We start from the raw sequence: 23,304 nt of genomic DNA, 5'->3' as shown, positions 1-23,304 counted from the left end.
AACAGGAGAGATTTTGGAAACGATTCAATACGAAGTACGCGCGGGTGTCGGCACGTTGACCCTTAATCGTCCGCACCGAAAAAACGCGATTGATGCGGTGATGCGCGAGGAGCTAAAAGAGGTCGTGGCATCAATGCCGCGCCAACGCGACTTACGGGCGCTGATTATCACCGGTGCAGGCGCGACCTTTTGTGCCGGTGGTGATATCAGTGTGATGGGGGCCGGTACGTTGAGTCCTGAGGATGGTCGACATCGGATGCGGCATGACTATCTTTCCTGGATTGAGACCCTGCTCAGGCTGGAGATCCCCGTCATCTCTGCAGTTGAGGGCGCGGCCTACGGTGCAGGCTTTAGCTTGGCGCTCACAGCGGATATTATTTTGGCTGCACCGAGCAGTCGTTTTTGCCTTTCGTTTATGAAGCTTGGCTTGATTCCTGATTGTGCCGCGTTCTATACCTTACCTCGCGTCGTCGGACTGCAACGCGCGAAGGAACTGGCGTTTTCGGCACGAGAGTTGAGTGCGCAAGAAGCGCGAGATTTGGGGATCGTGCTAGAGGTGCTGCCCGAAGGGCGGGTACTGGAGCGTGCACAACAGATGGCAGATTGTTTTGCACAGGCGGCACCGGCGGCGCTTGCGATGACCAAGCGCGCTTTCAACGCTTCGTTAAATAGCTCATTGGAAGTCATGATGGATATTGAAGCTGATGGGCAAGCGGTAGCGCGCACTAGTCAATGGCATACAGACGCGGTGCAGCGTTTTTTAAATAAAAAGCCCTCGGCATTCAAGTGGCCTAGCGCACTGGATTAATGTATTTTTCTTCCTCCAGCGGGCACGCACGCGTTCCTCTCGTTCTGGTTTGTGGAACACAGACTTTTGCGAGGCGTGCGCTTGTCAGCCGCTTGTTGAGGCAGTTGCCGACGCGCTTTTTTACATTGTTGGCGCAAAGCCCAGAGTCCCTCAGTGCTTTTGATGGTCACGTCGTTCAATGGTTTGATGGAGCGATGGGAGCGAACGAGGGGGACTGCCTTTGTTGTGGCTTGGGGAGTGGCTTGGGTGACGCGCTGCGTCGTATTTTTTTGAGCGCGTTGTCCAGCAGAGGAGAGCGGCTTGAGCGAGTGTTGATCGATACGGACACGATTCGTGTTGAACAACTGCGGCAGACGTTGAGACACACTCCTTTTTTGGGACAGCGTTTTGTGCATCACGCCACCCTATGGGTTGTCGAGCCAGCGGAGTTCGACGCCCAACGCTTGAATAGCGTCTTGTTGGACACGCCGGGTCCTGCTGCGCGAGTGTCCCAAGTGGGCGGAGTGATTCGTTCTGTGGTGGTGAGTCAACCCGTTGGCTGCGAGCGGGTAAGGTTTGAGGCTGCTTTTGAGGCTATTCGCGACACGATCGCTGCAGCTGCGCCGGAAATTGGTGTTGTACGGTGTTTTTCCGACACGCTCGCCGCTGATATGCGCTTGTTACCTTAATCAGGAAAGCCTCTATAGTTGGGAAATTGCCTCAGTGCGGGTCAAATAGCTTGAGGTTGGAGGGGGAGTGCGTTACACTTAATCGCACTGGTTGTGGAGGTGTCGCAACGAGTTCCTCGCACCAAACAGTTTAAGATGCGAGATGGAAGCGTAAGTGCAAGTAGTAAATGCCTGCGCCGCAATAAAAATGCATATGAATTAAGTACAGCCAGATTGCCAATTTATTTACACTGCGCAATCTTTGGCGTTAGCCTTAAACGCTCTGCGTGTGGCCCGAGTTCAAACCGTAACGATTCAATTGCTCCGATCTGACCGAGACATCTAGTGTGTGTCCTTTAAGACCTCACCTGTTACGAGTCAATTCTGTGGTTGGGTTCGATGCGCAGCGATCCAATGAGATAAATATTCAATTGACGGCTAGACGAGACACACAAAATAAAACTGGCCGAGCGCCAAAAGCGATCGACCAGTTGTATTTGGTTGCGGGGGCAGGATTTGAACCTACGACCTTCGGGTTATGAGCCCGACGAGCTGCCAGACTGCTCCACCCCGCGTCTGAAGAAAAGAAGTATAGCGTACATACCGCTTTAGAACAAGTTGCCTACAGCGCTTAACAGGAAATGAAAGACTTATGAATGGTCAGCATGACAATAATCATGACAACAGTCATGAACAGCCAGAAGGTGGCGCAGCCGAAACGTCTGCCTTACAAAGTATTGAGTCTGACCCAGTTGCGGCATCGGAATTGGTGCAGGTCGTTGAGGTTGATCCGGAAGTTCTTCTGCATGCAGAAAAAGTTCTTGAGACCGCATTGCTGTGCGCCTCAGTGCCGATGCCCTTGAATGAGTTGGTCAAGTTATTTGATGAGCCCTCCTTTACTGCAGCGCAGTTGACGCGACTGCTCGAGGACTTACAGCAAATTTGGCTTGATCGCGGGATGGAACTCGTGGAGCTCGCGAGCGGTTGGCGGTTTCAGAGCCGTGCAGCAATGCAACGACATCTTGAACGTTTGAGCCCAGAGCGTGTGCCTAAGTATTCGCGTGCAGTAATGGAGACGCTTGCCATCATTGCCTGGCGCCAACCCGTCACACGCGGTGATATTGAAGATATTCGCGGTGTGACCGTTTCGTCTCAGATCATTAAAACGTTGGAAGATCGTGGTTGGGTCGAAGTCATCGGTCATCGCGACGGTCCAGGTCGGCCCGGTTTGCTTGGCACGACTCGGCAGTTTTTGGACGACTTAGGCTTGCGTGCGCTTGACGAGTTACCCGCGCTAGGGGAGGCGGAGATTAGTGAAGCGTTGCAATCACTCACGCTTGAGTCAGGTATGGCGGCTAGCAAAATGTTGTCTACGGAAAGTGGTGAGCAAAGTTTGGATGCAGTTGATTCCTTGCCCCTCGATTTAGAAGCGCCAGCTGATGAGCAAGGCGTGATGTCGTCAGAAACTGCAGTTCCTCCGTCAGTGCCCCCATCAAACCTGGAGTCCAAGTGACTAATTCGAATACCGAGCATCCTGACAGCCAGGCATCAGTCCCACAGCCTGAGCAGGTCTCCGCTTCACAAGACGCTCAAGAGGGCACAGCTGCCTCACCCGCAAAGCCTCGTGGACGCAAATTACGCACGCCTTTTAGGCGTCGGCGCAGTGAGTCCCCAGAAGCGGTGGAGGGGGGTGATTCTGCGGCAACTGTAAAAAGTGTGGAAGCGGACATTGCAACCGGTGAAGCACAGGATCAAGCCGATACGGTCGATATGGGCGATCCCGTGCAAGCCGAGAAAGAGGCTCAAGAGGCGCTGGCCTATTTGAGTGGTGCTGATCGTAGTGAGCAGCGCCTAAATAAATACTTGAACAGTGACCTGTTGATGCCCAAGCTGCACAAGCTTTTGGCAGATGCTGGCATTGGTTCGCGGCGCGAGATGGAGGAGCTCATTATCGCTGGTCGTGTATCGGTCAATGGTGAGCCGGCGCACATTGGTCAGCGCGTAGGGCCCAACGACTTGGTGCGGGTAAACGGTAGGCCTATTACGCGCACTAACACTAAAAAACCGCCGCGCGTGATTTTGTATCACAAGCCTGCAGGTGAGATTGTGAGCCATGACGATCCCGGTGGTCGTGCGAATGTTTTTGCGCGCTTACCCAAGATGAAGGTCGGTAAGTGGCTGTCGGTCGGGCGTCTCGATCTAAATACCGAAGGGCTGTTGATTCTGACGACATCGGGTGATCTGTCGAACCGGCTGCTACATCCTCGTTACGGCAACGAGCGCGAGTACGCGGTGCGGGTTCTCGGAGAGCTCGGTCCGCAACAGCGCCAATCGTTGTTAGATGGCGTGGTGCTTGACGACGGTCCTGCGAGCTTTGGCATGATTGAGTTCCTTGGTGGCGAGGGCAGTAATCGTTGGTATCGTGTGACCCTGAATGAAGGGCGTAATCGGGAAGTACGTCGTATGTTCGAGTCGGTGGGCTTGACAGTGAGCCGCTTGATTCGTACGCGCTTTGGTGACATTGTTTTGCCCACAACACTACGTCGTGGCCGTTGGGAGGAGTTGGATCCGAAGCTTGTCAGCGCCTTGATGTTACAGGTTGGTTTATTGCGTGATGACGATGAGTCCGGTGATGGTCGCTCGCGCGCCCCAAAGCAGCCGACCTCGCACGACAGTGCCTTGCCGCCGGGCTTCGGCACGATGGACCGCAACGGTAGCCATGGTGCACGTATGGGGCGACGCGGTAATGTTCAGGGTGGACGCTCTGGCAAACCCGCACCGTTCGCTCACCCCACTGAGTCGGCACCAACGGTGTTGACCGTGACTGGAGGCTATGCCAATGGTCATCCCACAGGAGGGCAGGGAGCGGGACGCGGAGGTCGCTCGGGTAAGCCAGGGGGGCCTAATGCGCGACCGGGCGGTCGTTCAGGAGGGCAGGCAGGACCTGGTCCCAAAGCGGGCGCAAGAGGACGTCCAGGCGGTAGACCTAGCGGACGCCCGGGCGCTGGTCAGACAGGTGCAGCGGGTGAGTCACAGCCTCTAGCTTCGAGTGGCCCGCGTCCTGAGGGCTCACGCCCGCGTGGTCCAAGCGGCGGTGGAGCCCCTGGCGGAGCAGGTGCACGGCCCCCCAAGGGAGCCGGAGGTCCGAGAGGTCCAGGTAAGCCGGGCGGACAAGGGCGATCGGGGCCTAAGGGAAACGCAGGAAAACCTGGGTCTGGGCCAAAGGGGGATGACTGGCAGCCCAAAGGAGCGTCAGCGCACGAGTCTCGATTGGGCTTCACGAAGTCGTCCAGGGGGGATCGTTAAGTGCGGGTAGGTAATCCGCTAAATGATTGCCACGACAAGAAAAATTGTCGTTTTCATGCTAGAATCATGGGCTAATGCGTATTTACTTTTGTGCGCAAATAAGCTTTTGGCAGGGTTTGTGTGCGGTGCTGCAGGTCGGACCTTGAGAGCGTAACGCTACTCGGTCCAGGCGCCGTAGTTAAGTCTTAACTGGTTGTAAATGGGCTGTTATTCAGCCCATTTTTTTTGAGTGTATGGCAGATCTTTTTACTCTAACGCAGCAGTCTCTTGCATCAATGGATATCGAATTTATCGATATTGAACGTGGCGCATTGGGTTTGTTGCGCGTCACGATCGATCGCCCTGAAGGCGTACGCATCGAAGATTGTGAACAGGTCTCCAAACATTTGTCGCGAGTATTCGAGGTAGAAAACATCGATTACCGCCGACTTGAGGTTGGTTCGCCTGGTGTAGATCGGCCACTCAAAACAGAGTCTGATTACAAGCGGTTTGTTGGTGAACGTGTGGAAGTGAAGTTGCGCGAGGCTGTAGAGAATCAAAAAGTTTTTTCGGGTGTGTTGATCGACCTTAGCGGTTCGGCCAGCACAGCAGGTGCCGAGGTGCAGTCTAAGCCTTTCGGTATCGAGTTTGAGGCAAAAAAAGGTGAGGTTCGACAAGTGGCCTTTGCGTTTTCGGACGTAGAGCGTGGCAAGTTGGATCCGGTCTTGGATTTCAAGGGCAAAAAGCGATGAGTCGCGAAATTCTTCTGTTGGTTGATGCGTTGGCACGTGAAAAAAACGTGACCCGTGACGTGGTGTTTGATGCGCTTGAGGGCGCCTTGGCTTCGGCCATGAAAAAACGCTTTAAAGAGGATGCGGATATCCGTGTGTCAGTGAATCGGACAACGGGCGATCATGAGGGCTTTCGCCGTTGGCTCGTTGTGCCTGATGAGCTAGGCCTGCAAGAGCCTGATCAACAAGAAATGCTGTCGGATGCGCAAGAAATCGTCTCCGATATTGAAGTGGGCGAGTACATCGAAGAGGCGCTTGAGCCGATCGAGTTTGGTCGTATTGGCGCTCAGGCAGCCAAGCAAGCCATTCTGCAGCGTATTCGCGATGCCGAGCGCGAGCAGATCCTCAATGATTTCCTCGATCGCGGCGAGACCATTGTCTCTGGTTCGATTAAGCGCATGGATAAGGGCGATGTCATTGTCGAAACCGGCAAGATAGAAGCCCGTTTGCCGCGCAGCGAGATGATCCCCAAAGAAAACCTTCGGGTTGGTGATCGTGTGCGCGCATGGGTATTGAAAATTGATCGTACGGCACGCGGCCAGCAAGTGATTTTGTCACGCTCGGCTCCGGAGTTCATTCAACAGTTATTTGAAAATGAAGTCCCAGAGATTGAGCAGGGCTTGTTAGAGATTAAAGGTGCTGCACGTGACCCAGGCGTTCGAGCCAAGATTGCGGTGGTCGCGTACGACAAGCGCATTGATCCTATTGGTACATGCGTCGGTATGCGTGGTTCACGCGTGACGGCAGTGCGTAATGAACTCGGCGGCGAGCAAGTTGATATTGTCTTGTGGTCGGACGACCCTGCAGAGTTCGTAATCGGCGCACTGGCTCCGGCAAACGTCGAGTCTATTGTGGTCGACGAAGACCGGCATGCCATGGATGTTGTGGTTGATGAAGAAAATCTTCCCAAAGCGATTGGTTCAAAAGGTCAAAACGTACGTTTGGCCTCTGAACTGACTGGTTGGCAGATCAATATCATGACGCCAGAAGAAAGTCAGAACCGTCAAGAGTCAGAGCGGGCGTCGTTGCGCGCTACCTTCATGTCGCGCTTGGATGTTGACGAAGAGGTTGCTGACATTTTGATTGATGAAGGGTTTACTGGTCTCGAAGAGATCGCTTACGTGCCGATGCAAGAACTGTTGGAAATCGAATCGTTTGACGAAGATACGATTAACGAACTTCGCACTCGTGCGCGTAATGCCCTGCTCACAGAGGCGATTGCTCAAGAAGAGCGTGTTGAAACAGCGCAAGATTTGTTTACGCTTGAGGGCATGACTCCTGAGTTGATTGCGAAATTGGCAGCCGCAAATGTGAATACACGTGATGATTTGGCAGAGTTGGCAACTGATGAGTTGGCAGAGCTGACCGGATTGGAAGAGTCTGCTGCAAGCGAGATTATTATGGCGGCGCGCGCACATTGGTTTGAGAACTAGTGCGCTCTACCGCCTTGAAGTACACCTGAAGTTGTAACGCTGTAAATAGGTAAGAGAGAGTCTAATGTCGAGTAACACAGTCGCCCAGTTCGCTATCGAATTGAAAATGCCTGCCAACGTACTGCTTGAGCAGTTGCGTGGAGCAGGCGTCGATCTCAAATCGGTGGACGATAATGTCACGGACGGCGACAAAGCTCGACTGCTCGAGTCTCTGCGCCGTTCGCATGGTGCCACTGAGGGTAAGAAAATTACGCTCACTCGCAGGCAGACTACTGAGATTCGTCAGGCTGATGGTTCAGGGAAGTCGCGCACCATTCAAGTAGAAGTTCGTAAAAAGCGTGTGTTTGTTAAGCGCGATACGCCTGAAGCCGTCGATGTTGCGCCGGTGGCGCCGATCGCTGCGCAAGTCGTTGCTCCCATTGCGGAAGCAGCTCCGGTTGAGGCGCCTCGTACTGTTGAGCAAGCTGCCGAGATACCAGCGACTCCGACTGCCGAGGCTGTGGTGCCTGTGCAGGTGCCGGAGATCGTTCCTCAGGCGCAGGTTGTCCCAGCTGAGCCTGTTGCGGTTGAGGTGGCGCCCGTGGATGTTGCACCGGAAGTGGTGAGTGCTCCAGAGGTCGTGGTTGAGCCTGTTGCTGCTGCCCCAGTAGCTGAGTCCTCCTTGGTAACAGAGACACCAGCTGAGCAAGCTGCCATCGAATCGAGCACTGATTCTACTAAAACCGCTCCGAAATCCTTGCGCGGTCGCGCTGTGACACCTGCTCACCTTGAAGGAGACGCAGGCGTTCGCGATGAGGCGCGACGTGCTTCTGAAGCTGAGGCTGCCGCTTTACGCGATATGCTCAACAAGCCGCGTAAAGTGCAGCGTGCTGAACCCGATCCTGCCACTTTATCTGGCACGCTACACAAGCCTGCTGGCGCCAAAGCCGCTAAAAAAGAAGGCGCCGTAGATACCCCAGGCAAAAAGACGCTGAAGTCAGGCGAAATCGCCTCGACTTGGTCGGACGATGCTTCCCGCAAGAAGCCGGCAGAGAAGCGCGATGCGCCTGCTGCTCCTGGGCGTGAGGGTTGGCGTGCTGGTGGTAAGAGTAAGTCGGGTGGCAGGAAGGGCGGACGCGGTGCAAACAATGCACAGGCAGACAACCGCGAGCCAGCACCTATTGAATTTATTGCACGTGAAATCCATGTGCCAGAAACGATTAGCGTGGCTGACCTTGCGCACAAAATGTCGATTAAAGCGGGAGAGGTTATTAAGCATCTGATGCAATTGGGTCAGATGGTCACGATTAACCAAGTGCTTGATCAAGAGACCGCGATGATCGTGGTCGAAGAGCTCGGTCATAAGGCAATCGCTGCGAAGCTTGACGATCCGGAAGCTTTCCTCGACGAGGACGCACCTCACGAAGATGTTCAGCTGATGCCACGTGCACCAGTGGTGACTGTGATGGGCCACGTTGACCACGGAAAGACTTCATTGCTCGACTATATTCGTCGTGCCAAAGTCGCCTCGGGCGAAGCCGGTGGCATTACACAACACATTGGTGCTTACCACGTTCAAACCGAACGTGGCATGGTGACCTTCCTCGACACACCAGGCCATGAGGCCTTCACGGCGATGCGCGCACGTGGTGCGAAGGCGACTGACATTGTGATTTTGGTTGTGGCAGCTGACGATGGTGTCATGCCGCAAACAAAAGAAGCTATTCACCATGCGAAGGCAGCAGGCGTTCCGCTTGTGGTTGCGGTCAACAAAATTGACAAACCAGAAGCGAACCCCGAGCGCGTCAAGCAAGAATTGGTCGTAGAAGAGGTTGTTCCTGAAGAATACGGCGGCGATGTTCCTTTCATTTCGGTATCGGCAAAGACTGGGCAAGGTATCGATGCACTGCTAGAAAACGTGTTGCTGCAGGCAGAAGTTTTGGAACTGAAGGCAGCGATCGACGCACCTGCAAAAGGTATCGTGATCGAGGCGCGTCTAGATAAAGGCCGCGGTCCTGTGGCGACAATCCTCGTGCAAAGCGGTACCTTACATCGTGGTGACGTCGTGCTAGCCGGTGCTAGCTACGGTCGCGTGCGCGCCATGCTTGACGAAAATGGCAAGCCAATCCAATCTGCTGGTCCGTCGATTCCCGTTGAAATCCAGGGTTTGACCGAGGTGCCAGCGGCCGGTGATGAAGTGATGTCTCTGGCTGATGAGCGTCGTGCGCGTGAAATCGCACTTTTCCGTCAAGGTAAGTTCCGCGACGTTAAATTGGCACGTCAACAGGCCGCTAAGCTCGAATCGATGTTTGAAACTATCGCCGAGGGTTCACAAACGCTGTCCTTGATTGTGAAGACGGACGTGCAGGGCTCGCAAGAAGCGTTGGTGCAATCGCTTGTAAAGCTGTCAACCGAAGAGGTGCGCATACAAGTTGTGCATGCAGCGGTAGGCGGTATCTCTGAGAGCGACGTCAACTTGGCGATTGCGTCCGGTGCAGTCATGATCGGCTTTAACGTTCGTGCGGATGCAAGCTCGAAGAAACTCGCAGAAGCCAACGGCGTAGATATTCGTTACTACAACATCATTTATGACGCAGTCGACGAGGTCAAGCTGGCCATGTCGGGAATGCTTGCGCCAGAGAAGCGCGAAGAAATCATTGGTATGGTCGAGATTCGCGAGGTCTACACGATTTCGCGTATTGGTACCGTCGCCGGTTGCATGGTGACCGATGGCTTGGTGCGTCGTGACTCTCAGGTGCGTCTGTTGCGCAACAACGTTGTGCACTGGACCGGCCATATGGAGTCCTTGCGTCGATTCAAGGATGATGTGCGCGAAGTGAAGTCTGGCTTTGATTGCGGCGTAACACTTCGTGGTAACAACGACCTGCAAGTCGGCGATCAGCTTGAGATCTTTGAAATCAGGGAAGTGGCCCGCACGCTTTAAGCCAAATCCATGAGCCGCCATAAGCAAAAAACCGCACCTGGTCGTAATTTAAGACTGGCAGACCAGATTCAAAAGGATCTGGCCATCATCATCCAACGCGAAATCGATATGAGTCGCGTGGGTCTGATCACGGTTTCTGGGATAGAGCTCACAACTGATTATGCGCATGCCAAGGTTTACTTCACCGTGCTTGGTGGTGAGCCCGAGCTGGCTGCAGCACTATTAAATGAAAAAGCAGGTTGGTTTCATTCGCAGCTCTATAAGTTGTTACATATACACACCGTGCCGACTTTGCGCTTTTTTCATGATCCTCAGCTCAAGCGAGGCATTGAAATGTCCGCGCTGATTGATCAAGCAAATTTGCCTGGGCAGTATGCCGGTGTGCCTGACGAGCCCGAGGACAAGCCTTAAGGGGCTGTCGTTTCTGGAATAGACGATGGCTAAAAGACGCGGGCGCGTGCTCGATGGAGTGTTGTTGCTGGACAAGCCGGTTGGCTTGTCGAGTAATCATGCATTGCAGCGGGCCAAGCGTGCCATGGATGCGCAAAAGGCAGGCCACACGGGCACGCTTGATCCGTTTGCGACAGGGCTTCTGGTGTGTTGTATGGGGCGCGCGACCAAGATTTCTGGTGCGATGTTGAATGCCGATAAAAGTTATCTGGCGACCATCGCCTTTGGTCGAGAAACTGACTCAGGTGATTTGACTGGAATAGTGGTCAATGAAGCGTCAGCTGACTTTGAGGGCGTGTCACAAGAGCGTCTTAATACTGTTTTAGATTCGTTTGTTGGGACGCAATTGCAGATTCCTCCGATGATTTCCGCCCTGAAGCGCGATGGTAAGCCATTGTACGAATATGCACGTCAGGGAATCGTACTCGAACGTGAGCCTCGCGAAATTACGATTCGAGGGATCGAGTTGTTGGAGGCGACACCAACTAGCGCAAATATTCACGTCCACTGCACTAAGGGGACCTATATTCGAACGCTCGCGCAGGATATTGGACGTGTGTTGGGTTGTTATGCGCACTTGTCGGCTCTTCGCCGGACTCGTGTGGGGCCCTTTATGTTGGATGCAGCAATTGAGCTCGAAGCACTGCAGGCAATGGAAGCACCCGAGTCCATGTTAATTGCGATGAATGATTTACCTGAAGGCTTGGTGCCTCCAGCAAAAAATGTAGTTTCACTTCACTAAAGGACTTGTATGTCACGCGCATTGCGTAACGTTGCGATTATTGCCCACGTTGACCACGGCAAAACCACATTGGTCGATCAGCTTCTGCGTCAGTCTGGAACTTTCCGGTCTAACGAGCGGATGACTGAGCGCGTCATGGACTCCAATGATCTTGAGAAAGAGCGTGGCATTACGATTCTTTCTAAGAACTGTGCGGTCGAGTACGAGGGCACGCATATCAACATCGTAGACACGCCCGGGCACGCCGACTTTGGTGGTGAGGTCGAGCGTGTGCTATCGATGGTAGATGGTGTGTTGCTGTTGGTCGATGCAGTTGAAGGTCCAATGCCTCAAACACGCTTTGTAACGAAAAAGGCGCTTGCGCTTGGCCTTAAGCCGATTGTCGTGATTAACAAGGTGGATCGTCCAGGTGCACGTTGTGATTTTGTGATCAATGCGACCTTTGAACTGTTCGATAAGCTCGGTGCGACAGAGGAACAACTAGATTTTCCGATCGTATATGCATCTGGCCTGAACGGTTATGCAGGCTTGACAGAGGACGTACGCGAAGGTGACATGCGTCCATTGTTCAATGCGATTCTTGAGTACGTGCCTATGCGCGATGACGATCCTGATGCGCCTTTGCAGCTCCAGATTTCCTCGATCGATTACAGCACTTATGTTGGCAAAATCGGTATCGGCAGGATTCGTCGTGGACGTATCAAAACTGGCATGGATGTGGTGTGTGTGAACGGCCCCGACGGCGTGCCGTTTAAAGGTCGCATCAATCAAGTGTTGAAGTTCAAAGGCCTTGAGCGTGAGGTTGTTGAGGACGCGATTGCGGGTGATATCGTGCTTGTCAATGGTATCGAGGATATTGGTATCAGTACAACTATTTGCTCTCCTGAAAAAGTAGAAGGGCTTCCACTTCTTAAAATCGATGAGCCTACGCTCACGATGAATTTCATGGTGAATACAAGCCCCTTGGCAGGGCGCGAAGGTAAGTACGTGACGAGCCGTCAGATACGTGAGCGTCTGGATCGTGAGCTCAAGTCCAACATGGCTTTGCGCGTGCGTGAGACCGACGACGACACAGTGTTTGAAGTGTCTGGCCGTGGCGAACTACATTTGACGATTCTGATTGAGACGATGCGTCGAGAAGGCTACGAGATGGCGGTATCGCGTCCTCGTGTGGTGTTCAAAGAAGAAAATGGCGTCAAGCTCGAGCCTTACGAGAACTTGAGTATTGACCTTGAGGACAATACTCAGGGAGCTGTCATGGAAGAGCTTGGTATGCGTAAAGCAGAACTGCTCGACATGGTGAGCGATGGTCGCGGTCGTACGCGTCTTGAATACCGCGTTCCTGCGCGCGGACTGATAGGTTTTCAGGGTGACTTCATGACCATGACACGCGGTAACGGTTTGATGAGCCACACCTTTGATGCGTACGGTCCAGTCAAGGACGGCTTATTGGGTGAGCGTCGCAACGGCGTGCTGATTAGTCAGGATGACGGTGCCGCGGTTGCTTACGCACTTTGGAAGTTGCAAGATCGTGGTCGCATGTTTGTGTCGCACAACGATCCCGTGTACGAAGGCATGATTATTGGCATTCACAGCCGCGATAATGACTTGGTTGTGAACCCGATTAAAGGCAAACAACTAACGAACGTGCGTGCCTCGGGTACCGACGAAGCCGTTCGTCTGGTTCCACCGGTTGATTGCAGCCTCGAGTACGCCGTCGAGTTCATCAGTGATGATGAACTTGTGGAAGTTACCCCCAAGAGCATCCGCTTGCGCAAGCGCTATCTAAAAGAGCACGAGCGCAAGAAGATGTCGAGGTAACGCGTCTAAATCCCGCCTAGGCAGACGTACTTCATTTCCATGAAGTCGTCCATGCCATAGACGGACCCTTCGCGGCCAAGCCCTGATTGCTTGACGCCGCCGAAGGGTGCCATTTCGTTTGAGATTAAGCCGGTATTTACACCGACCATGCCGTACTCGAGCGCTTCCGCGACCCGAAAGATTCTGCCAATGTCTCGGCTGTAAAAGTACGATGCCAAGCCGTAGTCGGTATTGTTCGCTAAACGAATAACTTCGGCTTCGTCAGTGAATTTAACAACCGGTGCAACAGGACCGAAAGTTTCTTCACGCATGCACAGCATGTCTTCATTGATATTCGCCAGCACAGTAGGTTGATAGAATCTTCCGCCACGGCTGTGTGCTGCTCCACCTGTGACGACCTTTGCGCCTTTTGCGATCGCGTCCGTCACGTGCTCTTGGACCTTGGCGATTGCGGCGTCATCTATTAGCGGGCCTGTTGTCACTTTGTCTTCAAAGCCTTCTCCGACGGAGAGTGTTCCGGATACACGTGCAGCGAGTTTTTCGACAAAGCTGTCATACACGTTGGCATGAACGTAAAAGCGATTGGTGCAAACGCAGGTTTGGCCAGCGTTACGATATTTTGAAATCATCGCGCCATCGATGGCTGCGTCGAGATCCGCGTCTTCAAACACAATGAAGGGTGCGTGTCCGCCAAGTTCCAGAGACATTTTTTTGATGCTTGAGGCACTTTGTTGCATCAGGATCCGTCCCACGGGGGTAGATCCTGTGAAAGTGACTTTACGCACCACAGGGCTTGCGCAAAGTACTTTGCCGATCGCGATGGAGTTATCACTGTCGGCGGTGATGATATTTAGCACGCCCGGCGGAATACCCGCTTGCTCGGCGAGCACGGCCAATGCCAATGCAGAAAGCGGAGTTTGCTCCGCAGGCTTGAGCACGATCGTGCAACCGGCTGCGATGGCGGGCGCGACTTTGCGTGTGATCATTGCATTGGGAAAGTTCCAAGGTGTAATCGCGGCACAGACTCCGATCGGCTCACGCAGCACCAACATGCGATTGGTCGCAAGTGGAGCAGAAATCGTGTCGCCCATGACGCGTTTGGCTTGCTCGGCAAACCACTCAACAAAGGAAGCACCATAGGCAATCTCGCCCTTGGCTTCAGCGAAGGGCTTGCCTTGCTCCAGCGTCATGATGCGAGCGAGATCATCGGTATGAGCGATGATCAGATCAAACCATTTGCGCAGAATATTCGAGCGCTCTTTGGCCGTGCGTGCACGCCATGCAGGGAAGGCCCGGCTTGCCGCTGCAATAGCCTGCTCGGCTTGTTTGGCACCCAAGTTACTCACATGAGCAATATTGCTGCCAGTGGCTGGGTTGTCGACGGCAAACTCGGCGCCATCCGGTGCGTCCACCCACTTGCCATCGATATACGACTGCGTGCGGAGCAGCTCAGGGTTATTTAATTTCATTGGAAAAACGGCACGATCCATGGTGTCACCTATTTATCTATTGAAGAAGCTTAAACTGTTTATACGGGCTTATTGGGTTGTTGCTGTAGCAAGTCAGGGTGCTGTGCAAAGAATATTTTGAAATGTTCGGTAATGCGTGCTGGATCATCTTCGATGAAGAAGTGCATGCCAGCCAGATTGTTGATCAACCCACTTTGTTCGAGCTGCTGCTTGATCCAGTCCATTAAACCGCCCCAGAACGCTTGTCCGACCAAAATCACCGGCGCGGTGGGGATTTTCCCCGTTTGCATCAGCGTGACTGCCTCGAATAACTCATCAAGCGTGCCAAAACCGCCTGGTAGGACGACATATCCCGCGCTATGCATGAAAAAAGTTGATTTGCGCGACACAAAGTGCCGAAACGCCAAGCTGGTTGTCAGGAATTCATTACGCTTAGATTCCTTGGGTAAGGTGATGTGCAAGCCGATGCTTGCGCCACCCGCCTCAAAGGCCCCTTTATTGGCGGCTTCCATGATTCCCGGGCCTCCGCCTGCGATAATGGCAAAGCCCGCTTTGGCGAGTTGTGCGGCTATCGTCTCGCTCAGGGTGAAATAGGGCGAGTCACGCTTAATCCTGGCACTACCAAAAATACTGATTGCGGGCCCGATGGAGGCTAAAGTCTCTGCGGCGTGCACCATCTCTGACATAATTTGGGTTGCCTGCTCAGTGATCGGCGAAACCAATTCTTTTTTGTAACCCATGAAAAAAACCTTATTGCTAGTGGATGGATCGAGTTACCTCTATCGGGCGTTTCATGCCATGCCCGATTTGCGCAACGCGCAAGGAGAACCCACAGGTGCAATATACGGCGTAGTCAATATGATGCGCAAACTGATCCAAGACTATAAGGCTGACTATGCCGCCTGTGTCTTTGATGTCAAGGGCAAGACCTTCCGGGATGATTTGTATCCAGAGTACAAGTCGCATCGCCCACCCATGCCGACTGAACTCGCCAGTCAGATTGAGCCCATCCATGCCGCCGTTCGTGCCTTGGGCTGGGCCGTTTTAGGTGTGCAGGGCGTTGAAGCAGACGATGTGATCGGTACCTTGGCACAATGGGCAACGATGCATGATGTGCATACCGTGATCTCTACGGGTGATAAGGATTTGGCGCAACTTGTGACCTCGCATGTCACCTTGGTCAATACGATGTCAGGCGAACGGCTAGACCCGCCTGCTGTCTATCAAAAATTTGGGGTTTCCCCTGAACGCATCGTTGACTACCTCATGCTTGTCGGAGATACGGTCGATAACGTGCCAGGTGTCCAAAAAGTTGGACCTAAAACGGCTGCGAAGTGGATCGAAGAATATGGCTCGGTCGAGGCGCTCGTAGAACGCGCACAAGAGATTAAGGGTGTTGCTGGTGAAAATTTACGTGCGGCAATTAGTCAATTTCCGTTGACGCGCGAGCTACTCACAGTCAAAACGGATTGTGATCTCGTGGCCGAGGTGCCCGAAATCGCTGTGCTGACGCCCAAGCCACCACAGCGTGACGATTTGATTGCCTTATTCGAGCGTTACGGTTTTCGGTCGTGGTTGCGAGAGCTAACTGGCGAGGAGTCGCGGGTTCCGGCGGGTGACACACGTGTCGCGCCTGAAGCGGTTCGGCCAGCGGCCCCTGCACAAACGCAGTACGAGATGGTCACAGATTGGGATGCGCTACAACATTGGTTGGATCGTGCGCGTGCTGCATCGTGTGTTGCGTTAGACACGGAGACGACGTCGCTTGAGCCCATGCAAGCAAGATTGGTCGGAATTTCTCTCAGCGTGGCTCCCGGGCAAGCTTGCTATATCCCTGTGGCGCATCGCGGCACGCAGGCGCAGGATCAACTGCCACGTAATGAAGTTCTAGCCAAAATGAAGTCTTGGCTGGAGGACACCGCATCGACCAAGTTATTGCATCACGCAAAATATGACACGCATATTTTTGCTAATGAGGGGATTGACCTTCAGGGTGTGGCAGATGACACCATGTTGCAAGCATATGTATTGGAATCTCACCGAGGCGTAGGGTTAGATGAGTTAGGTCAACGCTATTTAGGCGTGAAGGGTGTCACCTTCGAGGAGTTGTGCGGCAAGGGTGTGCATCAGATCTGTTTTGATGAGGTTGATCTTGAACGCGCGACGCAATACGCCTGCGAGGACGCAGACTTCACGTTGCGACTGCACGAGGTGTTGCGGCCGCAAGTCAAGAATGATCCGAAACTCGAGTTTGTTTATCAGCTTGAGATGAAAGTGTCGCGAGTGTTGTTTGAAATCGAACGCACAGGCGTCAAGATCGACTCAGTCGAACTTGGGCGACAAAGCCATGTGCTTGGGCAAGAGATGCTCGAGCTCGAGCAGCGTGCCTACACATTGGCGGGTCAGCCCTTTAATTTGAACTCTCCAAAACAGTTGGGTGAGATTCTTTTCGGTCGAATGCAGCTGCCGGTGGTGCGCAAGACTGCTGGGGGTGCTCCCTCCACGGACGAGGAAGTATTAACCAAGCTGGCTGAAGACTATCCCTTGCCGCAGGTCTTGCTTGAGTACCGCGGCCTAGCCAAACTGAAGTCGACCTATACCGATAAACTGCCCCGTATGGTCAACGCGACAACGGGTAGGGTGCACACCCACTATGCGCAGGCTGCGGTGATTACAGGCCGCTTGGCGTCATCCGAACCTAACTTACAGAATATTCCTGTGCGTTCTGAGGCAGGTCGCCGCGTACGTGAGGCCTTTATCGCGAGTGGGGGTGTGATTGTTTCTGCGGACTATTCGCAAATTGAATTGCGCGTGATGGCGCACGTATCGAACGATGCGAATTTACAGCGGGCTTTTGCGGCCGGGGAAGATATCCATCGCGCGACGGCCTCTGAAGTTTTTGGCGTAAACCTTGCCGAGGTGTCATCTGATCAACGTCGAGCGGCTAAGGCGATTAATTTTGGCTTGATTTACGGCATGGGTGCATTTGGTTTGGCGAGTAACTTAGGCATCACGCGTGATGCAGCGCAGTCTTATATCGATCGCTACTTCGCGCGCTATCCGGGTGTTGCGCAGTACATGGCCGAGACCCGCACGCTCGCGCATGCACAAGGCTATGTTGAAACCGTGTTTGGTCGCCGTTTATGGCTAGCCGATATCAACGCAGCAGGGGCCAGACGAGCGGGCGCTGAGCGCGCTGCCATTAATGCGCCGATGCAAGGCACTGCAGCTGACTTAATCAAACTGGCGATGGTGGCGGTGCAGGACTGGCTAAAGGCAGAAGGCTTGCAGACGAAGATGGTGATGCAGGTCCACGATGAACTCGTGCTTGATGTCCCGCAAAATGAGCTCGATCAAATTCGGACGAAACTACCGGCTCTGATGTGCGATGTAGCGACCTTGAAGGTCCCACTTGTCGCGGAAGTGGGCGTGGGCCCTAACTGGGAGCAGGCGCACTAGTGATTGAGTGCGCTGCTTCCCGGATGCTGTAAGGTTTAGGACACCCGCATGTTTTGCAAGGCATGAATCCGTGCATTGATGGGTGGATGTGTGGCGAACATCGCGCCCAAGCCGCCACCGCCAGTAATGCCCGACGCCTCAAAGCTTTTTGGTAATTCGCCTGGAGTGATTCCACCCAATCGAGCTAGCGCACGGATCATCGGCTCACGTGAGCTCAGTAATTGCGCTGAGCCAGCGTCGGCGCGGTACTCACGCTGACGCGAGAACCAGGCCACGATTAAGCTCGCAGCGACACCGAAGGCGATTTCGCACACAATAACGGTTGCGTAGTAGCCGATGCCCATCCCGCGCTCGTTCTTGAGCACGACGCGGTCGACGAAGTATCCGACCACGCGAGCCAGGAAAACCACGAAGGTGTTGACCACACCCTGAATAAGCGTCAGGGTCACCATATCACCGTTCGCGATGTGAGCGACTTCGTGTGCCAATACCGCCGAGATTTCCTCTTCGGTCATGCTGTCCAACAGGCCCGTTGAGACGGCAACGAGGGAATCGTTTTTGAATGCGCCCGTTGCAAAGGCGTTTGGCTCACCCTCGTAGATGGCAACCTCTGGGCGGCCAATACCAGCTCGGTCGGCGAGTTGATGCACCGTGTCCACGAGCCAAGACTCGCGTGGGCCACCAGGCGCCTGCGGATCGATGATCTGGGCGCCAGTGCTCCATTTCGCCATGGGTTTGCTCATCAACAATGAGATGAACGAACCAGTAAAGCCGACGATCAAGGAGAAGATCAGCAGCATCGGGAGGTTCAGGCCCTGCTCGGTCATGAAGCGGTTAACGCCCAGAATGCTCAGCGTAGCGCTAAGCACCAGCATGACAGCGAGGTTAGTCACTAAAAACAGGATGATTCGTTTCATGATCTCAAATTAAAAGTTAAACGCACAATGACGGTAGGGTTATGAAGCGCACCGACCAGAAATCTACGCATCGGTTGCGCGATCATATCGCTTGGACGCTCAGTCTGGCAAAGAGTTCCCGGCGCTTGTACCTAGGGTGTTGCGATACCACTCATGGAAATGTTGCATCCCATCCTCCATTGGAGATTGGTAGGGGCCCGTTTCACTGACGCCTCGTTTGAGCAAGGCTAGGCGTCCTGCGTCCATGCGCTCAGCGATTTCGTCGTCTTCGACTGCGGTTTCCATGTAGGCTTCGCGCTGCGCCTCTACGAACTCTCGCTCAAAGAGGGCGATCTCTTCTGGGTAGTAGAACTCGACAATATTCACCGTTTCTTGGGGTGACTTCGGGTAAAGCGTCGACAACACCAGCACGTGTGGATAAAGCTCGATCATGTGTGTTGGAAAATACGTCACCCAGACGGCCCCGAAATCAGGGGCCTGACCCTGCCGGAATTGCATCAGTTTGTCATGCCATACCTTGTAGGCGGGCGTGCCAGGTTTCGACAAGGCCTGATGCACTCCCACACGTTGCAGGCTGTATTGGTCGGTAAATTCCCACGATAAGTCATCGCAAGTCACAAAATGTCCCAGCCCGGGGTGGAAGGGTGCGACGTGGTAGTCCTCTAGGTAAACCTCAATAAAGGTTTTCCAGTTGTAATTGCACTGGTGAACTTCGACGTGGTCCAGTACATAGTCCGAGAAGTCGAACTCTGGACGGGCAAACAGTTTGCCGATATCCGCGACGGGATTGCGTGGTCCCTCAAAGAGCAGCCCATGGCAGTCTTTAATTGGAAAGCGTTCAAGATTCAGGCAAGGCTTGTCGTCAAACTGAGGGGCGCCAAGTAAGTGCCCTTGCTTATCGTAGGTCCAGCGATGCAAGGGGCAGACAATATTGCCGCCAGTACCCATAAGATTGCCATGGGTATTTGCGTGGCCGCCCACATTGCCGGTTGTGCCACCAAGCATCAATGCTTGACGGTGTCGACATACGTTTGACAGGAGTTCAACACCAGATTCTGCACGAACGAGTACCCGCCCATTGTTTTCATGGGACAACGTACGCCAGTCTCCCCGGTTGGGCACGCTCTTTTGATGCCCAACATAGGTAGAGGACTGTTTAAAAATACTCGCTTGCTCGCGGGCAAATAGCGCGGGGTCAAAGTACGCGCTAACGTCTAGCTGTGTGCGAGCGGGCGCCAAATGCGCCATCCGACCAATGTCGGTCATGATTCCCTCCGCACGGATAAAAATGCCAGGACGGACATCACCGTACTGGCGCGAAGAAAAATCGGATTGGCCGATCACCATAAAAAAACGATTGTACCCCAAGGGTTGGGCGCGCGATGTTCTCGTACAATAGAGAGCTTGCCTATTATCAGGTTAGTCTTTAACCCAGCCCTGAACGGAGTTTTGCTTGCCCAAAGCTAACAAATCTGTGGCCGATCCACTGGTGTCTGATCGCGAGGATCTTGATCCGACTTTGCCTCAAGACTTTGAGACGGCTCTCTTGCAACTTGAGGAGCTTGTGGCATCGATGGAATCGGGCACGCTACCCCTCGAAGAGTCCCTGGCGGCTTATCGCCGCGGGGTGGCCTTGACGCGCATCTGTCAAGAGCGCTTGGCGCAGGCCGAGCAGCAAGTCAAGGTGCTTGAGTCTGGGATGCTGAAGCCCTTTGAGGGATTGGATCGCGAAGCGTCATGATGGTGGCAGAAAGCGCTCTGACGAATTGGCTCACCGAGCGTGCGCAGCATATTGAGCTCGTGCTTGAGCGTTTGCTGCCTTCTGCCGAACAAGTGCCTGCCCGGCTCCACCAGGCAATGCGTTACGCCGTGCTAGGTGGGGGCAAGCGGGTACGTGCCGCGTTGGTCTATGCGGCCGGGTATGCGAGTGTCCGCCCGGGGGCTGTCACTAGAGATATGAATGAATCCTTGGATCGTGCAGCCGCAGCAGTCGAACTTGTGCATGCCTATTCGTTGGTTCATGATGATTTGCCATGCATGGATGATGACATGCTGCGCAGGGGACGTCCCACCCTGCATGTGCAATACGATGAAGCGACGGCGTTATTGGCAGGAGACGCCTTACAACCGCTTGCCTTTGATTTGTTAGCGCAAATGCCCCTGACCCCGGACGTGGTCGTGCGGGCAACGCGAGTACTGGCACAAGCGGCCGGCAGCCTTGGCATGGCCGGTGGTCAGGCGATTGATTTAGCAAGTGTGGGTAAAACCTTATCTCAGCAAGAGCTGCAACAAATGCACTTACTTAAAACAGGCGCCTTGCTCGCTGCGAGCGTAAAGCTTGGGGGGATTGTGGCTGGCGCGCAGGCGGCGCAAGAACGCTGTCTAGACGACTATGCGAGCGCGATTGGTTTGGCGTTTCAAGTGGTGGACGATGTATTGGATGTGACCACTGATACGGCCAAGCTTGGTAAAACCGCAGGCAAAGATGCTGCCGCAAATAAACCGACTTATGTGACCCTGATGGGTTTAGAGGGCGCGCAGTCGCTTGCCTCCTCTTTGCATCAAACGGCGCGCCAGGCCCTGTTGCCGTTAGGCGGTACGGCCACCTTATTGGGTGGGTTAGCAGACTTTATTGTGTTGCGTGATCACTAATGATTGTGATCCGATACGAACAAACTGATTGAGCGCTATGTCAACAGATTTACTAAATCGAATTCACCGTCCGTCTGACTTAAAAGGGTTGGATCGGCGTGGCCTTCAACAACTAGCCGATGAGTTGCGTGGATTTGTGCTGCAGTCCGTTTCGCGGACTGGGGGGCATCTTTCCTCAAATCTCGGAACGGTCGAGTTGACGGTCGCGTTGCACTATGTTTATGACACGCCGCACGATCGCATTATTTGGGATGTGGGTCATCAGTCCTATCCGCACAAGATTTTGACGGGTCGTAAAGAGCAGATGGGCGGCTTGCGTCAGTTTGGTGGAATCTCTGGATTTCCCAAGCGCAGCGAGTCCGAGTACGACGCTTTTGGTACGGCGCATTCATCCACATCGATTTCTGCAGCACTCGGCATGGCCGTAGCGTCTCGTAATGCAGGTGTGTCGCGTCAGCACATTGCCGTGATCGGAGATGGTGCGATGTCAGCGGGGATGGCCTTTGAGGCGATGAATAATGCGGGTGTGACCCCCGACATTAATTTACTGGTAATTTTGAATGACAACGACATGTCGATCTCGCCGCCAGTAGGCGCGCTCAATCGCTATTTTGCACGTCTCATGTCCGGTCAGTTTTATGCGGCTGCTAAAAACATGGGACGCGCTGTGTTGCAACATGTGCCGCCGGTGCTCGAGCTGGCGCGCCGCTTTGAAGAACACGCCAAAGGGATGGTGACTCCAGCCACCTTGTTTGAGGAGATGGGCTTTAACTATGTTGGCCCCATCGATGGACACGATTTGGACGCCTTAATCCCGACATTACAAAATATGCGTGCCCTGAAGGGACCGCAATTTTTGCATGTAGTGACAAAGAAAGGGCAGGGCTACAAGCTGGCTGAAGCGGATCCGGTGCTCTATCATGGCCCCGGAAAGTTTGATCCTGCAGTCGGCATTCAAAAACCCACTGCGACGCCGAAGACGACCTTTACACAAGTATTTGGATCCTGGTTATGCGATATGGCCGAGCATGACCCTAGGCTAACCGGTGTGACACCCGCGATGCGCGAAGGTAGTGGCATGGTGGAGTTCGAAAAACGCTTCCCTAAACGCTATTTTGATGTGGGTATCGCTGAGCAGCACGCGGTGACCTTCGCCGCAGGTTTGGCCTGTGAGGGACAAAAGCCGGTGGTGGCGATTTACTCAACGTTTCTGCAACGTGGCTACGACCAGCTAATACACGATGTCGCGCTACAAGATCTCGATGTGACGTTTGCCTTAGATCGTGCGGGACTCGTGGGGGCTGATGGTGCAACGCACGCTGGAAACTACGATATTGCCTTCCTGCGTTGCATCCCGAACATGGTGGTCGCGACCCCTTCAGATGAAAACGAAACCCGTCTGCTGCTGAGCACCTGTTATCAGCATCCCGGTCCTGCGTCCGTTCGATATCCGAGAGGCTCTGGCGCTGGTGCAATTATTTCGGCGGGCTTAGATACCGTCCCCGTGGGACGGGGGATTGTGCGTCGGCAGGGCAAGGATCTTGCTGTGTTAGTTTTTGGCACCTTGCTGCCGGCAGCACTAAAAGTTGCTGAGGAATTAGATCTCACGGTTGTTGATATGCGTTTTGTAAAGCCACTAGATACCGCTTTGGTGTTGCAGATGGTTTCAGAGCATCGAGGTTTAGTGACCCTAGAAGAGGGGGCGCTGATGGGCGGGGCGGGAAGTGCTGTGACAGAGGCCCTTAACGCGGCAGGGGTCGTTTGCCCTGTTCTTCAGTTGGGTCTTCCGGACCGTTTTATCGATCATGGCGAGCAGGGTGCACTGTTGGCGGGTGTTGGCTTGGATGCCGCTGGCATCGAACGTTCGATTCGGACTCGGTTCCTCAGTTAATTTGCGTTTTGAGCGT

17 protein-coding genes, 1 tRNA gene and 1 pseudogene are annotated in these 23,304 nt (G+C 53.9%); 14 read left to right on the top strand and 5 right to left on the bottom strand.

The genetic code is table 11. The features are described from left to right. Positions 1-13 precede the first annotated feature (13 nt). Together KZZ10_RS08590 and KZZ10_RS08585 are read left to right on the top strand one after the other, a co-directional pair. Complete coding sequence (locus tag KZZ10_RS08590; protein ID WP_259661105.1) at positions 14-808, top strand: enoyl-CoA hydratase/isomerase family protein; 795 nt, start codon at positions 14-16, stop codon at positions 806-808. Then, the gene (locus tag KZZ10_RS08585; protein ID WP_259661104.1) at positions 808-1,476 is read left to right on the top strand and encodes a hypothetical protein; all 669 of its coding nucleotides are present in this window, start codon (positions 808-810) and stop codon (positions 1,474-1,476) included. Before KZZ10_RS08590 ends, KZZ10_RS08585 begins: the two co-directional genes overlap by 1 nt. A gap of 477 nt (positions 1,477-1,953) precedes the next feature. Here KZZ10_RS08585 and KZZ10_RS08580 read toward each other — a convergent pair. Further along, positions 1,954-2,030: transfer RNA gene (locus tag KZZ10_RS08580), tRNA-Met, on the bottom strand. 278 nt (positions 2,031-2,308) lie between these two features. Between KZZ10_RS08580 and scpB the strand changes: the two are divergent. From scpB to typA, 8 genes and pseudogenes are all read left to right on the top strand, one after another. After that, positions 2,309-2,794, top strand: a pseudogene (scpB, locus tag KZZ10_RS08575) (SMC-Scp complex subunit ScpB); the annotation flags it as partial. 170 nt (positions 2,795-2,964) lie between these two features. After that, positions 2,965-4,761 carry a pseudouridine synthase gene (locus KZZ10_RS08570; protein ID WP_259661103.1) on the top strand — a complete coding sequence of 599 codons (1,797 nt, stop codon included), beginning with the start codon at positions 2,965-2,967 and terminating at the stop codon, positions 4,759-4,761. A 233-nt stretch (positions 4,762-4,994) separates the two neighbouring features. Further along, entirely contained in the window at positions 4,995-5,492 is a 498-nt protein-coding gene (gene rimP / locus KZZ10_RS08565) for a ribosome maturation factor RimP (protein WP_259661102.1), read from the top strand. Then, entirely contained in the window at positions 5,489-6,964 is a 1,476-nt protein-coding gene (gene nusA / locus KZZ10_RS08560) for a transcription termination factor NusA (RefSeq protein ID WP_259661101.1), read from the top strand. Before rimP ends, nusA begins: the two co-directional genes overlap by 4 nt. A 64-nt stretch (positions 6,965-7,028) precedes the next feature. After that, positions 7,029-9,887 (top strand): translation initiation factor IF-2, encoded by a 2,859-nt coding sequence (gene infB / locus KZZ10_RS08555; protein WP_259661100.1) that lies wholly within the window; start codon positions 7,029-7,031, stop codon positions 9,885-9,887. Positions 9,888-9,896: 9 nt separating this feature from the next. Further along, positions 9,897-10,298 (top strand): 30S ribosome-binding factor RbfA, encoded by a 402-nt coding sequence (rbfA, locus tag KZZ10_RS08550; RefSeq protein ID WP_259661099.1) that lies wholly within the window; start codon positions 9,897-9,899, stop codon positions 10,296-10,298. 25 nt (positions 10,299-10,323) lie between these two features. After that, positions 10,324-11,079 carry a tRNA pseudouridine(55) synthase TruB gene (truB, locus tag KZZ10_RS08545; protein WP_259661098.1) on the top strand — a complete coding sequence of 252 codons (756 nt, stop codon included), beginning with the start codon at positions 10,324-10,326 and terminating at the stop codon, positions 11,077-11,079. A gap of 9 nt (positions 11,080-11,088) precedes the next feature. Further along, entirely contained in the window at positions 11,089-12,900 is a 1,812-nt protein-coding gene (gene typA, locus KZZ10_RS08540; protein WP_259661097.1) for a translational GTPase TypA, read from the top strand. A 5-nt stretch (positions 12,901-12,905) separates the two neighbouring features. On the opposite strand, the gene KZZ10_RS08535 is transcribed toward typA, so the two are convergent. Together KZZ10_RS08535 and KZZ10_RS08530 are read right to left on the bottom strand one after the other, a co-directional pair. Continuing rightward, positions 12,906-14,390, bottom strand: a complete 1,485-nt coding sequence (locus tag KZZ10_RS08535; protein WP_311133550.1) for an NAD-dependent succinate-semialdehyde dehydrogenase — start codon at positions 14,388-14,390, stop codon at positions 12,906-12,908. 38 nt (positions 14,391-14,428) lie between these two features. Next, entirely contained in the window at positions 14,429-15,109 is a 681-nt protein-coding gene (locus tag KZZ10_RS08530; protein ID WP_446001717.1) for an LOG family protein, read from the bottom strand. Here KZZ10_RS08530 and polA point away from each other — a divergent pair. After that, positions 15,108-17,828, top strand: coding sequence for a DNA polymerase I (gene polA, locus KZZ10_RS08525; RefSeq protein WP_259661096.1), 2,721 nt, complete (start codon positions 15,108-15,110; stop codon positions 17,826-17,828). The two genes, KZZ10_RS08530 and polA, sit on opposite strands and share 2 nt — an antisense overlap. A gap of 35 nt (positions 17,829-17,863) precedes the next feature. On the opposite strand, the gene htpX is transcribed toward polA, so the two are convergent. Further along, entirely contained in the window at positions 17,864-18,745 is an 882-nt protein-coding gene (gene htpX, locus KZZ10_RS08520; protein WP_259661095.1) for a protease HtpX, read from the bottom strand. 99 nt (positions 18,746-18,844) lie between these two features. After that, the gene (locus KZZ10_RS08515; protein ID WP_259661497.1) at positions 18,845-20,011 is read right to left on the bottom strand and encodes an aromatic ring-hydroxylating oxygenase subunit alpha; all 1,167 of its coding nucleotides are present in this window, start codon (positions 20,009-20,011) and stop codon (positions 18,845-18,847) included. A gap of 208 nt (positions 20,012-20,219) precedes the next feature. Here KZZ10_RS08515 and KZZ10_RS08510 point away from each other — a divergent pair, with 208 nt between their 5' ends. The 3 genes from KZZ10_RS08510 to dxs are packed head-to-tail and all read left to right on the top strand — an operon-like array spanning position 20,220 to position 23,288. Next, positions 20,220-20,486: an exodeoxyribonuclease VII small subunit gene (locus KZZ10_RS08510; RefSeq protein ID WP_259661496.1), complete on the top strand. Its 267-nt coding sequence runs from the start codon at positions 20,220-20,222 to the stop codon at positions 20,484-20,486. Further along, on the top strand, positions 20,483-21,397 hold the full coding sequence (locus KZZ10_RS08505) for a polyprenyl synthetase family protein (protein ID WP_259661094.1): 915 nt from the start codon (positions 20,483-20,485) through the stop codon (positions 21,395-21,397). The genes KZZ10_RS08510 and KZZ10_RS08505 overlap by 4 nt, the downstream gene beginning before the upstream one ends. 37 nt (positions 21,398-21,434) lie before the next feature. Next, positions 21,435-23,288 carry a 1-deoxy-D-xylulose-5-phosphate synthase gene (dxs, locus tag KZZ10_RS08500; protein ID WP_259661093.1) on the top strand — a complete coding sequence of 618 codons (1,854 nt, stop codon included), beginning with the start codon at positions 21,435-21,437 and terminating at the stop codon, positions 23,286-23,288. The last annotated feature ends 16 nt before the right edge of the window (positions 23,289-23,304 follow it).

This window comes from Zwartia hollandica (genome assembly GCF_019923725.1).
GTDB classification, from domain to species: domain Bacteria; phylum Pseudomonadota; class Gammaproteobacteria; order Burkholderiales; family Burkholderiaceae_B; genus Zwartia; species Zwartia hollandica.
Note: the sequence above shows the minus strand (reverse complement) of the source record. Positions and strands in the feature narration are given on the sequence as shown.

What these genes read in the sequence shown, in the direction of transcription:
- KZZ10_RS08585 (WP_259661104.1), top strand. Translation starts at nt 808, where the DNA reads ATGTATTTTTCTTCCTCCAGCGGGCACGCACGCGTTCCTCTCGTTCTG.
- rimP (WP_259661102.1), top strand. Translation starts at nt 4,995, where the DNA reads ATGGCAGATCTTTTTACTCTAACGCAGCAGTCTCTTGCATCAATGGAT.
- nusA (WP_259661101.1), top strand. Translation starts at nt 5,489, where the DNA reads ATGAGTCGCGAAATTCTTCTGTTGGTTGATGCGTTGGCACGTGAAAAA.
- infB (WP_259661100.1), top strand. Translation starts at nt 7,029, where the DNA reads ATGTCGAGTAACACAGTCGCCCAGTTCGCTATCGAATTGAAAATGCCT.
- rbfA (WP_259661099.1), top strand. Translation starts at nt 9,897, where the DNA reads ATGAGCCGCCATAAGCAAAAAACCGCACCTGGTCGTAATTTAAGACTG.
- truB (WP_259661098.1), top strand. Translation starts at nt 10,324, where the DNA reads ATGGCTAAAAGACGCGGGCGCGTGCTCGATGGAGTGTTGTTGCTGGAC.
- typA (WP_259661097.1), top strand. Translation starts at nt 11,089, where the DNA reads ATGTCACGCGCATTGCGTAACGTTGCGATTATTGCCCACGTTGACCAC.
- KZZ10_RS08535 (WP_311133550.1), bottom strand. Translation starts at nt 14,390, where the DNA reads ATGGATCGTGCCGTTTTTCCAATGAAATTAAATAACCCTGAGCTGCTC.
- polA (WP_259661096.1), top strand. Translation starts at nt 15,108, where the DNA reads ATGAAAAAAACCTTATTGCTAGTGGATGGATCGAGTTACCTCTATCGG.
- KZZ10_RS08530 (WP_446001717.1), bottom strand. Translation starts at nt 15,109, where the DNA reads ATGGGTTACAAAAAAGAATTGGTTTCGCCGATCACTGAGCAGGCAACC.
- htpX (WP_259661095.1), bottom strand. Translation starts at nt 18,745, where the DNA reads ATGAAACGAATCATCCTGTTTTTAGTGACTAACCTCGCTGTCATGCTG.
- KZZ10_RS08515 (WP_259661497.1), bottom strand. Translation starts at nt 20,011, where the DNA reads ATGACCGACATTGGTCGGATGGCGCATTTGGCGCCCGCTCGCACACAG.
- KZZ10_RS08505 (WP_259661094.1), top strand. Translation starts at nt 20,483, where the DNA reads ATGATGGTGGCAGAAAGCGCTCTGACGAATTGGCTCACCGAGCGTGCG.
- dxs (WP_259661093.1), top strand. Translation starts at nt 21,435, where the DNA reads ATGTCAACAGATTTACTAAATCGAATTCACCGTCCGTCTGACTTAAAA.